The organism is Desulfatiglans parachlorophenolica, assembly GCF_055394735.1.
Genome location: NZ_AP042460.1, coordinates 5,311,817 through 5,324,167, shown reverse-complemented (window position 1 = coordinate 5,324,167; position 12,351 = coordinate 5,311,817). Strand labels below are relative to the sequence as shown.

Below are 12,351 nucleotides of genomic sequence, written 5' to 3'. Positions count from 1 at the left end.
TTTTTGTCAACCAGATTTAAGACTTGACCACCGAGATCGAAGCCGCTACCCTGTTTGGAGCGTCGCCGCCGCGGTCAAGCCCAAAGCGGCAATGAACCATCGAGAAAATCCAGCGATTCGCGATATTGGAAAAATATACCCATAAGCCGGATCTGGTCATCTCCGGCGGCACCCTGCTGACAATGGTCGACGGGGCCGCACCTATCGAAGATGCAACGATCCGCATCCATTCGGGCCGCATCATCGGCATCGAGACCGCACCAGCGGGCTTCACCGCCGCTCAGGGTGCACTTGACCGTATCGACGCCAAGGGATGCATCGTCATGCCCGGACTCGTCAACGCCCACACGCATGCCGCTATGACCCTATTCCGGGGTTATGCCGACGATCTGCCTTTGCATCAATGGCTTTTCGACCGGATCTTCCCCGCCGAGGCGGCCTTCCTCTCCGACGACACGGTTTACTGGGGGGCCCTCCTCGGGTGTCTGGAGATGATCGCATCGGGAACGACCTGTTTTGCAGACGGCTATTTTTTTCAGGATGCCACTGCACGGGCCGTCCAAGAGGCCGGGCTGCGCGCCGTCGTCGCCCAGGGCGTGATCGACTTCCCGGCCCCGGGCGTGCCCGACCCTGCGGACAATATCCGCGAAGCCTGCGCGTTCATGGAGCGCTGGCAGGGCGTATCGGACCGCATCACCGCCGGGCTCTTCTGCCACAGCCCCGTGACCTGTTCGGCCGCCACCCTGAAAGCCGGTGCCGCGGCCTCCGAACGGTTTGGAGCCCCCTTTCAGATCCACCTTTCCGAAACCCTCGGCGAAGTGGACCAGATCCTGCGGCAAACCGGCCGAAGGCCCGCCTCGTATCTGGATCAGCTCGGAATCCTCGACGGCCGGATGACAGCCGCCCACGCCGTTCACCTCGATCCGGACGAGATGCGCCTTCTGAAAGAGCGGAGCGTCAGGCTGGTCAACGTCCCCGAAAGCAATATGAAACTCGCCTCCGGTGTCGCCCCCGTCACGAGCCTCATGCGGCTTGGCATCCCCATGGGCCTTGGAACCGACGGGTGCTGTTCGAACAACAACCTCGACATGTTCCAGGAGATGGACACCGCCGCCAAACTGAGCAAGGTCTTCAGCGCGGACCCCATTGCGCTGACAGCCCGGGACGCGCTCAGGATGGCCACCTCTCTCGGGGCCGAGGTGCTCGGGCTGGACAGCCGGATCGGAACCATCGAAATCGGCAAAGCGGCCGATCTGATCGTTATCGATCTGCAAAAACCGCATCTCCACCCGGTCTATGATCCCTATTCCGCTTTGGTCTACGCCGCATCCGGCGGAGACGTCCGGGACACCATCGTCGAAGGGCGGATCCTGATGCGAAATCGGTCCTTCCTGACCCTGGACGCGGCGGAGATCATGCGCAAGGTTTCGGCCGTCGCCCAGCGGATAACGACCGCTACGGCCGGACTGAACCAGACGAGCGTCGCACCGGCATCGAACCAGGGTGCGTGACAAAAGATGTCGAGCACCCTGATGCTTCCGCCGGATCGCACGCCAGTGCATATATACCATGTAAACCACAGGGAGCGTTTCGGGCCTCCCTCAACCGGTATCCCTTCCGAGGGATGAGAGGACGATTCAGGTCGAACCATGGGTAAAGGCAAGAAGATCAGTTTTATGCTGGCATTCACCGTGCTGGTCCTGGTACTCGGTGGGTTGGGCTGGTTCCTTTGGGGCATCTTCGAAGGGGTCAAGCCCACCCTCGATCTCAAACCCCTGCCGGAGTTCCTCTCGGCTGATCAGAAATTTACGATCACGGCGACGGACGCGGACAGAGGGTTGCGGCGGGTCCAGGCCACCATCACCCAGGAGGGGCGGGAAGTCACGGTGCTGGATGAAAAGTTCCCATTTGCAGGGCTCTTCAACAAGGAGGGACAGCACCGGTTCGAGATGGAATACACGATCGATCCGGAAGCCCTCTCACTTGCCCAGGGCCTGGTCGAACTCCAGGTGTCGGTCTGGGACTACTCGCGGCGGAACGGAGGGGACGGCAACCGCTCCCTCGTGCAGCAAAAGATGGTGGTCGACACCATTCCACCCGCCCTCAGGGCGATCAGCAGTTCGCATTACATCAACCTGGCAGGCACCGGGCTGGTTGTTTATGAGGCCTCCTCCGACGCCGTGGAAACGGGCATCTATGTCGATGACCTCTTTTTCCCAGGCTATCCGGCGGACGGAACCACGGAAAAGGGAGCCCACGTGTGTTATTTCGCCCTGCCGCTGGACACTCAGGGGAAGCCCGCCATCCACCTCTGGGCACGCGATCAGGCCGGAAACTCCGCTCGGGCAGGCTTTTATTACCAGATCCGCGCCAAACGCTTCCGGGCCGATTCAATCAACGTCGGCGACAGCTTCCTGAACAAGATCCTGCCCTATTTCTCGTTCGTGAAGTTCGATCCCGAGGCGACTTTGCTGGAGCGCTTCTTGAAGATCAACCGCGAACTCCGCCAGGAAAACGCCGCCGCGTTCTACGCCATGCGCACTGAAACCGCCCCTCGGCAGTTGTGGGAAGGGACCTGGGTACGGCTCAAGAACGCAGCCAACATGGCCCGTTTCGGGGACCGTCGGAGCTATTTCTACAACGGCCAGAAGATCGATGAGCAGACCCACATGGGGATCGACCTCGCCTCGCTCGCCAACTCGCCCGTGGAGGCCGCCAACGCCGGCAAGGTGATTTTTTCCGGGACGCTCGGGATTTACGGGACGACGGTCGTCGTGGACCATGGGCAGGGGCTCGCCTCCATCTATTCGCACCTGAGCGTCAGCCACGTGCAAAAGGGTCAGGAGATCGCCAAAGGAGAGATCCTGGGACTGACCGGGCAGACGGGCCTCGCCGGCGGTGACCACCTGCATTTCGGCGTCATGGTGAACGGGATCCCTGTCAATCCGATCGAATGGTGGGACAGCCACTGGATCGAGGACAACGTAACACGGAAACTGGCGCTTCTGAAATAGCCCGCGGGCAGCCGGGGCCGGTTTTTTTGGCCCACCCAGGCGTCGATCGGCGCGTTGATTGCGGGGGGACCTCCACCCCGGATTGCCTCCACGAGGACGGGAAGTCCGGCACAGAGCAGAAGACGCCTTGACGGCATCTGTTTTTGTTCCGCCGTTGCCCCTGCCTCTTTTCCGGGCGCTGGAACCACTTCACCTCAAACCCGATCCTCCTGGTCCCATCAGATGAAGTGGCATCTCGAAGGTCTTTCCGGCTGAAGCTGCCGCCCGAGCCTAAACGGCGCAGGAGGGCTCAAAGGGGGCCGGCCCCGGGGATTTCTCCATCTTTCATCCGCCGCCAGGGTCTTTCCATCCCAAAATGGGCGTCGGCCAGCCGAGCCAGTTCGTTCAACCGGTCTTCCAGCAGACGCCGGCAGCCCTCGAGGGCCTCGCCGCGGACCCTGGGCGGCACCCAGATGGGCTCCCCGTAATAGACCGCCACGCGCGCGAAGGGTTTCGGGATCATGTAGCGGTCCCACGAGTTCAGAACCCAGCAGCGATCCGCGGACCAGACCACCGGGATGATCGGGACGCCCGCATCGCGGGCGGAGAGCACCGTCCCCACCTTCGCCACCCGCGGGGGCCCCTGGGGCCCATCGGCCAGCATGCCGCCGCAGGCGCCTTCCCGGATGGCCTTCGAAAGAAGACGAAGGGCCCGCATGCCGCCGCGCGTCGAGGAGCCCCGCACGCTGCTGAACCCGAGCTTCGCCGCGATGCGGGCGCCGTATTCCCCGTCGCGGCTCTGGCTGATCATGACGGTGAGGCGCCGCGGCCCGAAATACCGCGCCAGCATCAACATGCGCTGATGCCAGGTCACGAAGACCGCCCTTCCCCCCGAGCGGCTGAGCGCCTCGCGCTGCAGGGCGTCGCCTTCGACCCGGACCATCCGGCAAAGCCCGAGATACACCCGTATCAGGAGGGCGAAAACCGAGGGCCCGACGATCATCAAGAACCGTTCAGGCGGGTGTAAAACGCCCTTCCCCATCGCTTGCCCCGAATCCTCTTTCATTTCGCGTCGCTCCGACCGGGCTCGCTCCTGTATCGGCAGGCCTGTGCCTGTTTCCCGGCATCTGCATTGTAGGGATTCCATCGACGTAAGGCAAGCATACCGCCTCGAGGCAGCCCGCAAAATGCCCGCCTGCGGCCGTTCGCTCGGCGCGTAGCCAGCACGCACTCTGTATCAGGAGATGATGACTTGATCCGGAGTTCCACCGGTGCTATAGAGTAGCCTCCATCCGGGAATGATTTCCCGGTACAACCCGGTTTCCAATCCGGAAATGAGGATCCTTCCGGATGAAAAGGCATAAGGAGGAACCATGATGAGCAAACGAAGTGATCTGATGCTGCAAGGCGCCGAAAGGGCCCCGCACCGCTCTCTGCTGCGGGCCGACGGCTTCTGCGATTGGGAGATGGAAAGGCCGATCATTGGAATCGCCAATTCCTTCAACGAAATCATACCCGGGCACATCCATCTCGACCGTCTGGTGGATGCCGTCAAGGCCGGTATCTACGCAGCGGGGGGCACCCCGATGGTCTTCAACACCATCGGGGTGTGCGACGGGATCGCCATGAACCACGAGGGCATGAAGTACTCCCTCCCGAGCCGGGAACTGATCGCCGATTCCGTCGAGATCATGGCCATGGCCCATCCCTTCGACGGACTCGTCCTGCTGGCCTCCTGCGACAAGATCATCCCGGGGATGCTGATCGCCGCAGCCCGTCTGAACATCCCGTCGATCTTCCTCTCCGGCGGCCCCATGCTGCCCGGCAAGGTGGCAGGCCGCGAGATGGGCCTCGACAAGGTCTTCGAGGCGGTCGGCGCCCTCAAGAGCGACCGGATCACCGCGGAAGACCTGCGCCGCTACGAGTGCGGGGCATGCCCGGGGGCCGGCTCCTGCTCCGGGATGTTCACCGCCAACACGATGAGCAACCTGTCGGAGGCGCTCGGCATATCCCTCCCCTTCAACGGCAGCGCGCCGGCGGTATACGCCGACCGGGTCCACCTCGCAAAGGAGACCGGCAGGCAGGCCGTCGAACTCGTCCGCAGCAACCTGAGGCCGCGCGACATCATGACGCGCGAGGCCTTCGGCAACGCCGTCGCCGCAGACATGGCCCTCGGCGGCTCGACCAACACCGCCCTCCACCTGCCGGCCATCGCCTACTACGCGGACGTCGATCTCACCCTCAAGGATTTCGACCCCTACACGGCCAAGATCCCCCACCTGACCTCCATGGCGCCCGCCGGTCCGCATCACATCGTCGATCTGTACCACGCGGGCGGCGTGCCGGCCATCCTCGCGGAGTTGGGCAAGGCCGGACTGATCGATCTCGAGACCCGGACCGTCTATGGCACCAGCCTCGGAGGGATGCTCGAGCGGATCGGCGCCGGCATCCAGGACCCGAACGTCATCAGACCGGTGGAAAACCCCGTTCACCCGACGGGCGGCCTGGCCGTACTGACGGGCAACCTGGCCCCGGAAGGCGCCATCGTCAAACAGGCCGCGGTAGCACCGGAAATGCTCCGACACACGGGGCCGGCCCGGATATTCAGCAGCGAGGAAGAGGCGGTGGCAGCCATTACGGGTGGCCGGATCCGGAAGGGGGATGTGCTGGTCATCCGCTACGAAGGACCCCGCGGCGGGCCGGGGATGCGTGAGATGCTTTCGCCCACATCGGTGCTGGCCGGGATGGGCATGGACAAGGACGTGGCGCTCATCACGGACGGACGCTTTTCCGGGGCCACCCGCGGGTCGTCCATCGGCCACGTTTCCCCTGAGGCGGCAGCCCGCGGCCCCATCGCCGCCGTCGAGGAAGGAGACGCGATCGAGATCGACATCCCGGGCAAAAGCCTTCGCGTCAAGCTCTCCGATGAAGAGATCGCCGCAAGAATAAGCCGGCTGCCGGCGTTCGAGCCCAAGGTGCAGCGCGGCTACCTCGGGCGCTACGCAAGGATGGTATCCAGTGCGGACAAAGGCGCTGTCTTCGAAAAGTAGGCGCAGCCGGGCGGGAAGTGGATCCGGATTTTAGGGGATGCCTCCGGATCACGCGGCATAGCGGGAGAGGTAACCCTTCACCCGCACCTTCCGGGCCGTGTTGGCGGAGCTCATGTAGCGGACCGTCCCGAATACGGGTCTTTCCGGGCCCCAGGCGTGGTCATAGCGCCCCAGGGTCCAGAAAATCCCGCTGTAGGAGTTGGGGTCCCGGCCGTCCAGGGCGTACCGGTTGTTGAGTTCGATCATGACCCGCAGCGCTTCTTCCGGGGAAGAGGTCCACTCGAGGATCTTCTTCCCCCAGAGCATACGCAGATAGTTGTGGATCGTGCCCTTGCGCAGGAGCTGCCGCTGGGCGGCATTCCACAGGGGGTCGTGGGTCGCCGCGGCTTCGAAGACCGCCAGGTCGTAGACATACTCGCGCGGATCCAGCCGATGCCTCTCTAGGGTCCCCCGAGCCCAATCGGGCAGGGAGGAGTATGCATCGTAATCCTCCCTGAACAAGCAGCCGTTGAATCCAAGTTCACGCCAGGTGACGAGCTGGTCCAGGAAGGCCTCGGCCGATCCGCTCATTCCCCACCAGCCCTGCCGGCCGCCCTTGGCGGTCTGCCCCAGCCGGTCGAAAAACCACCCCTCCGTTTCCGCCAGGGCATGAAAGACCTCATGGGCAGACAGGTGGCCGAAGTGGAGGTAGGGTGAAAGCCCGCTCGTCGCATCGATTTCGGGTTCGTTCCGGTCCGAGGCATAGCGCCGAAGCTTCTCCCAAAGGAAACGATCGAGCAGACGGCGGGCCGCTTCAGCGCCTCCGCGGGTCTCCACGGGGCGAACCCCGTGATCGATCGGAAGCGCCTCCAGGATCCGGCCGTCCTTCAATGCCTGTAATTCCATCGGAGGCCAGCGCTCAGTCGTTTGTCGGGGCAGGACAACCCTTTGCGACAGCAGATCCGCCAAAGGGTCGGCTGACGGCCGTTCGACCAGATGGACCGGAAGGGTTTTCTGGAGAAAGCGCCTGAAGGCATAGGCCGTCGGGAAGGCCCGATCCGCTGCCCGCATGGGCAGGAGCCCGTTCGAATCGACCTTTTCGAGCCGGACGCCAAGACGACTCCCGGCGGCCACCACCATGCGGGGGATGAAAAAGGCAGGGAAATCATCTGTTACAACAACCGCCGCCTCGGCACCGAGCGCGGTGAGGAGCCCCTTGCCCGCACCTTCGGCCGGTTCGAGATACGGGTAGTAGAGGGCGCCGGTCCTGCTGAAATGCGCGGCGTTCTCGGCCATCCCGTCCATGATGAAGCGGTGCAGGTGATCGCCGGCCCAGGGGTAACCCACCCGCAGCGCCTCGAGGATCACGAGCGGCTTTCGGAGTTCATCGGCCCAGGCTTTGGCCCGATCCAGGCTGAAATTCCAGGCGGGACGCCGAAAGGCCGTCATCCAGTAAAGGACATAGCGCCCCTCGTCCCGCACCGGAGCCATATTGACCGCCGTAATGCGCATCGAGGGAACATTGCACCACCGCAGCCGCCCTTCCCTATCCCGGGTCATGGTCTTCTCCGCTCCCCTCGGGCTTCGATATATCGGAGGATTGCGCACCCCTCTCAACCCTCCTCCGTGATGGGCTCACCAGATCCTCTCACGCCTCGACATATCGGGCATGGGTCAATCCATCGAGGAGAAGAAAGGAAAGGATTCGCACGGCGATGATCCCGCAATCCGGATCCCCCAAAAAGACCTTCAGCTGCGGATGTGCCGCAAGCAGGCGGCCGCGCACGCGCTCCTCTTCCACACCGTTTCCGACAGGTTCGCAGACCCCCGTCACCGTGAGCGCCTGCACTTCAGTGCGCCGGTCCCTTCCGTGCCGCTCCCGGGTGTCCACAAGGCAGCTTACCGACGGGTTTTCAGCCAGATTCCGCCATTTGGTCGAGTTCTTATACGTCGCCATATACATGTGGCGGCAATCCTCGTCGCACACATACGCCATCAAGGAGCAGTGCGGTTTGCCGCCGGCTTCCGTCGCCATGACGCAGAGGTCATAGTCCTGCAGCATCTTTTGCATGATCGCGATCGTCATCGGCCCCTCCTGTATGTTCTGTATCCTGTCCCTATTTTATCCTACGGCAAATCGGCGCCTTTGTGCAAAATCGAAATCGCAGGGGGCCGACCGGTCACCCGGGGGCATCGTCAAAGGTTTTCACTTCCCTAAACCGCCGCTTCCTGCTATCAAAGGATCTTGCGAATGCGCGGCGGTGCAGCCGCTGAAGAAACAGGGACCTGCCCTCGAGCGGTGTAACTGACGCCTCGGCACAATTTTAATACGGAGGAAAGGACCCATGGACAGCGCGCAGATCAAACTCGGTGTCAGCACGTGCCTGCTCGGTCAGGACGTCCGGTATGACGGCGGGCACAAGCTCGATCGTTTCATCAGGGATACCCTCGGTCAGTACGTGGACTACGTGCCGGTCTGCCCCGAGACGGAATGCGGCCTGGGGGTACCCCGGGAGGCCATGCGGCTCGTAGGCGACCCGTCGGCCCCCCGGCTGGTCACGATCAGGAGCGGCCGGGACCTGACGGATCAGATGCTCCAGTGGGCCGAGAAACGACTGGCCGAACTCGCCGGCGAGAGGCTCTGCGGATTCATCTTCAAGAGCAACTCACCCAGCTCCGGTATGGAGCGGGTGAAGGTTTACAACGAGAGTGGGATGCCGAACAAGACCGGCCGGGGGATCTTCGCCGGGCTCTTCATGGACCGCTTTCCACTGATCCCCACCGAAGATGAAGGACGCCTCCACGATCCGCGCTTGAGGGAAAATTTCATCGAAAGGATCTTCACCCTCAAACGCTGGCGTGAAACCCTCGCCGAGAAAAAAGACCTCGGACAGCTGGTCCGGTTCCACACCCGGCACAAACTCCTGATCCTCTCCCACAGTGAAAAACACTATCGTGAAATGGGGAAACGGGTCGCCGCGGGCAAAACGCAGCCGATCGAGCAACTTTACGAGACTTATGAGACCCTGCTCATGACCGCCCTCGCCCTGAAGACAACGACCCGGAAAAACACCAACGTCCTCCAGCATATGCTCGGCTACTTCAAGCGGGACCTCTCCGCCGACGAGAAGCAGGAGATGCTGACCCTGATCGATCAGTACGCCCGGGGGATGATCCCGCTGCTCGTGCCGATCACCTTGCTCAACCACTATGTGCGAAAATACGGTCAGGAGTACTTGGCCGATCAGGTCTATCTCAATCCGCATCCCACGGAGCTGAAGCTGCGGACGCACGTCTGAGCCCGGCCCCGCGGGGGAGGATTGCGTATCTATCACTCGTCTTCGACGATCCCGTCCCGGAGCGCCTTTGGCGTGGGGACCGGGATCGGGAAGCAGCGGTCCTTCTCAGGGTGATACATCAGACGATAAGAACTCCCGCGGTTGCCGTCCCGGTGCATATGATCCCATCCCCGGACATAATAGGGACAGGCATCGTTGAAGCAGATGTACATGTAGTCGTTGTCCCAGGTCTGGGCAAACGGGTTGTCGGGAACGAGCCACTTCTTCAGGCGCTCCCCGCAATGGGGGCAGCAGAGCGTCTCCCTGACAACCTTTTTCCGTGCCTCCAATCCGTCCTCGCCGAGCCTCCCGTGATAGGGCACAACCGGCTCGGGGCGTTTCCCGCGATTCCCGCCGCCCTTCCGCTCGGCGTAAACGGCGTAGACCGGATCGCTCGGGAGTCCCATGCCCGCATACTTGTCGTCCGCAGGCCGCGGCCGCCCTTTCGAAGCGAAATCCTTCGGCGCTTCGAAAAGCCCGCTCCGCTCGAAGAATTCCTGCACGAGGATCACCCGCTCCTCCTCGCCGGACTCGCGCCAGATCTTGACCGCCTTCTGGGGAAACATCCGGTTGGAAAAGATCACCAGAAAGAGGCCGCCCGGCTTGAGAACACGCCCGGCTTCCCTGAAAACCCCGAAGGGCCGGGTCAGGTAGTCCACAGAAACCGTGTTCAGGACTATATCGAACGTTTCGTCAGCAAACGGAAGCTGCGGATCCGCATTCAAGTCGTGCAGGACCCTCTCGGTCAAAGCCGAATTGCGGTCCAATTCGTTGCGGTTGAGCCCAAGCCCCACGAGACGCGCAGGACGGAGGGATGCCGGCAGATGCGAATCCCAGCCCGCCATCAGATCCAGGATGACCGGCGCCTCTTCCACCACCAGATCTCCGATCACCTTCTCGACCGCATCGAGGGCCGTCCGGTCCAGGTGACTGACGAAACGGTCTGTGGCATAAAACACCGCGTCGTTCGAATCGTCCAGGCGCGCAAAGGCTTCCGCAAGATTCACGGGACTCAGCTCGAAACCCTTTTCCTGTAAAACGCTCTCCACGGTACGCATAACCCTTCACCTCCATAGAAAAAGCCGGTATCCAACACCTGGACCCGGCTCGTAGCCCCATCTCTGGGCGGGTTAGTATTTGCTTCAATCGCTCTTTGAATTTATGATAAAGCGGCTTGGCGGATTGTCAATCGGGATCGGTGCGATTTCTATGAGATTCCACCGACGTGCGCGCCGGCGGGCTTGCCAAGCGCCATCTCAGCGGCGGCACCTGCCGCGCCTCCGGGTCATGCATCCCGGGCGTACGGCGCCGCACGCCTTAAAGGTTCCCGGCCGACCGCTCCGCCGGCGCCGACCGGTGTTCATCGGCACCCTTTCCTGAAACCGCTTCCTGGCAACGTTTTTCTGGAGGACGCATCATGGACGAACGACCCGTACTGGTAACCGGCGCGACAGGCTACGTCGGAGGGAGGCTGGTCCCGCTGCTCCTCGAGGCGGGGCATCGTGTCCGGGTGGTGGGCCGCTCGGCCGCCAAACTGCGCTGCCGGCCCTGGGGGGCGCACCCGCAGATCGAAATCGCCGAGGCCGACATGCTGGACGAGGCTGCGCTCACAACCGCCTGTGAAGGCTGCCGCGCGGCCTTCTATCTCGTCCATTCCATGAATCCGCGCAGCAAGGATTTCGACCGGACCGACCGGGAGGCCGCCGAGCACATGGCACGGGCGGCCGCCGCGGGAGGGGTCGAGAGGATCATCTATCTTGGCGGCCTGGGCTCCAACCACCCCATGGCAAGCAGGCACCTGCGCTCCCGGGCCGAGGTGGCCCGCATCCTCCAGACCGGAAAAGTGCCGATCACCTTTCTACGAGCAGCGGTCATCCTGGGGGCCGGAAGCGCCTCCTTCGAACTGATCCGCTACCTCGTCGAGCGCCTGCCCGTGATGATCACCCCGCGCTGGGTCCGGAACCCCGTCCAGCCAATCGCGATCAGCAACGTGCTGCAGTATCTGAAAGGCTGTCTGGAGCAAGAGGAGACCCGCGGCAACACCTACGACATCGGGGGCCCGGACGTCCTCACCTACCAGCGGCTGCTCGAGACGTACGCCGAAGAAGCCCGCCTGCCAAGACGCGTGATCATCCCCGTCCCTGTGCTGAGCCCGAGGCTCAGTTCGCACTGGCTGCACCTGGTAACCCCCGTCCCGATTTCCCTCGCGAAACCGTTGGTCGAAGGGCTGTCCGTTCCGGTGGTCTGCGAAGAAAACCGCATCCGCGAGATCATCCCCCAGCGCCTGCTATCGTGCCGGGAGGCCATCGGGCATGCCCTGGAGCAGACGCGGAGCGGCAGCGGGATCCAGACCTGCTGGAGCGATGCCGGTCCGATGCGCATCCCGGAATGGCTGGATTGCGGAGATGCCCCATACGCCGGCGGGACCCTCTTCGAATGCGGCTACCGGGTCATCGTCGAGGCGCCGGCCGAAGAGGTCTGGGAGCCGATCGCGCGTATCGGCGGAGGAACCGGCTGGTATTTCGCGGACAGGCTCTGGGCCCTGCGAGGCGCCATGGACCGGATGATCGGTGGCGTCGGGCTGCGGCGCGGGCGCCGTGACCGGACGGAGATCCGGTACGGCGACGCCCTCGATTTCTGGCGAGTCATCGGCCTCGAGGAGGGCCGGCGCCTGCTGCTGCTGGCCGAGATGAAGCTTCCCGGTGAAGCGACCCTGGAATTCAGGCTGCAGCCACTCGGGGAGGACCGGACCCTCCTCGAACAGTATTCGCGGTTCCGCCCCAAGGGACTTTTCGGCATCCTATACTGGTACGCCTTCTACCCGACCCACCAGTGGCTTTACACGGGGATGCTCAAAGGGATCGCCGAAGCGACCCATCACCGTCTGGCCGGTGATCCGGAGCAGTTTGCGCCGCGCCCTGCGAAAAACGCTTGCGCCTTGAATACGAAACCTTAGCTTTAGGGGAAATAGACCGGCCGCCGGCAGAAAAG

10 protein-coding genes are annotated in these 12,351 nt (G+C 63.0%); 5 read left to right on the top strand and 5 right to left on the bottom strand.

The window, feature by feature from the left end:
* The first annotated feature begins 125 nt into the window (after positions 1-125).
* Together ACZ500_RS24670 and ACZ500_RS24665 are read left to right on the top strand one after the other, a co-directional pair.
* Positions 126-1,511 (top strand): amidohydrolase, encoded by a 1,386-nt coding sequence (locus tag ACZ500_RS24670; protein WP_464230086.1) that lies wholly within the window; start codon positions 126-128, stop codon positions 1,509-1,511.
* A 138-nt stretch (positions 1,512-1,649) separates the two neighbouring features.
* Complete coding sequence (locus tag ACZ500_RS24665; protein ID WP_464230085.1) at positions 1,650-3,014, top strand: M23 family metallopeptidase; 1,365 nt, start codon at positions 1,650-1,652, stop codon at positions 3,012-3,014.
* Between the two features lie 289 nt (positions 3,015-3,303).
* Here ACZ500_RS24665 and ACZ500_RS24660 read toward each other — a convergent pair whose 3' ends face one another.
* Both ACZ500_RS24660 and ACZ500_RS24655 read right to left on the bottom strand, forming a co-directional pair.
* The gene (locus tag ACZ500_RS24660) at positions 3,304-4,059 is read right to left on the bottom strand and encodes a lysophospholipid acyltransferase family protein (RefSeq protein ID WP_464230084.1); all 756 of its coding nucleotides are present in this window, start codon (positions 4,057-4,059) and stop codon (positions 3,304-3,306) included.
* Complete coding sequence (locus ACZ500_RS24655) at positions 4,056-4,355, bottom strand: hypothetical protein (RefSeq protein ID WP_464230083.1); 300 nt, start codon at positions 4,353-4,355, stop codon at positions 4,056-4,058. Before ACZ500_RS24655 ends, ACZ500_RS24660 begins: the two co-directional genes overlap by 4 nt.
* A 14-nt stretch (positions 4,356-4,369) precedes the next feature.
* Between ACZ500_RS24655 and ilvD the strand changes: the two genes are divergently transcribed.
* The gene (ilvD, locus tag ACZ500_RS24650) at positions 4,370-6,043 is read left to right on the top strand and encodes a dihydroxy-acid dehydratase (RefSeq protein WP_464233114.1); all 1,674 of its coding nucleotides are present in this window, start codon (positions 4,370-4,372) and stop codon (positions 6,041-6,043) included.
* A 48-nt stretch (positions 6,044-6,091) separates the two neighbouring features.
* Here the strand turns inward: ilvD and ACZ500_RS24645 are convergent, their stop codons facing one another.
* Together ACZ500_RS24645 and ACZ500_RS24640 are read right to left on the bottom strand one after the other, a co-directional pair.
* Positions 6,092-7,582: a deoxyribodipyrimidine photolyase gene (locus tag ACZ500_RS24645; protein ID WP_464230082.1), complete on the bottom strand. Its 1,491-nt coding sequence runs from the start codon at positions 7,580-7,582 to the stop codon at positions 6,092-6,094.
* Between the two features lie 88 nt (positions 7,583-7,670).
* Positions 7,671-8,108: a pyridoxamine 5'-phosphate oxidase family protein gene (locus tag ACZ500_RS24640; RefSeq protein WP_464230081.1), complete on the bottom strand. Its 438-nt coding sequence runs from the start codon at positions 8,106-8,108 to the stop codon at positions 7,671-7,673.
* A gap of 259 nt (positions 8,109-8,367) precedes the next feature.
* On the opposite strand from ACZ500_RS24640, the gene ACZ500_RS24635 reads away from it, so the two are divergent.
* Positions 8,368-9,321, top strand: coding sequence for a YbgA family protein (locus tag ACZ500_RS24635; protein WP_464230080.1), 954 nt, complete (start codon positions 8,368-8,370; stop codon positions 9,319-9,321).
* 32 nt (positions 9,322-9,353) lie between these two features.
* On the opposite strand, the gene ACZ500_RS24630 is transcribed toward ACZ500_RS24635, so the two are convergent.
* On the bottom strand, positions 9,354-10,418 hold the full coding sequence (locus tag ACZ500_RS24630) for a class I SAM-dependent methyltransferase (protein ID WP_464230079.1): 1,065 nt from the start codon (positions 10,416-10,418) through the stop codon (positions 9,354-9,356).
* A 359-nt stretch (positions 10,419-10,777) separates the two neighbouring features.
* On the opposite strand from ACZ500_RS24630, the gene ACZ500_RS24625 reads away from it, so the two are divergent.
* Entirely contained in the window at positions 10,778-12,316 is a 1,539-nt protein-coding gene (locus ACZ500_RS24625; protein ID WP_464230078.1) for an SDR family oxidoreductase, read from the top strand.
* The last annotated feature ends 35 nt before the right edge of the window (positions 12,317-12,351 follow it).

Coding starts and splice junctions, on each gene's coding strand:
- ACZ500_RS24625 (WP_464230078.1), top strand. CDS start 10,778: ATGGACGAACGACCCGTACTGGTAACCGGCGCGACAGGCTACGTCGGA.
- ACZ500_RS24635 (WP_464230080.1), top strand. CDS start 8,368: ATGGACAGCGCGCAGATCAAACTCGGTGTCAGCACGTGCCTGCTCGGT.
- ACZ500_RS24645 (WP_464230082.1), bottom strand. CDS start 7,582: ATGACCCGGGATAGGGAAGGGCGGCTGCGGTGGTGCAATGTTCCCTCG.
- ACZ500_RS24660 (WP_464230084.1), bottom strand. CDS start 4,059: ATGAAAGAGGATTCGGGGCAAGCGATGGGGAAGGGCGTTTTACACCCG.
- ACZ500_RS24665 (WP_464230085.1), top strand. CDS start 1,650: ATGGGTAAAGGCAAGAAGATCAGTTTTATGCTGGCATTCACCGTGCTG.
- ACZ500_RS24630 (WP_464230079.1), bottom strand. CDS start 10,418: ATGCGTACCGTGGAGAGCGTTTTACAGGAAAAGGGTTTCGAGCTGAGT.
- ilvD (WP_464233114.1), top strand. CDS start 4,370: ATGAGCAAACGAAGTGATCTGATGCTGCAAGGCGCCGAAAGGGCCCCG.
- ACZ500_RS24640 (WP_464230081.1), bottom strand. CDS start 8,108: ATGACGATCGCGATCATGCAAAAGATGCTGCAGGACTATGACCTCTGC.
- ACZ500_RS24655 (WP_464230083.1), bottom strand. CDS start 4,355: ATGCCTTTTCATCCGGAAGGATCCTCATTTCCGGATTGGAAACCGGGT.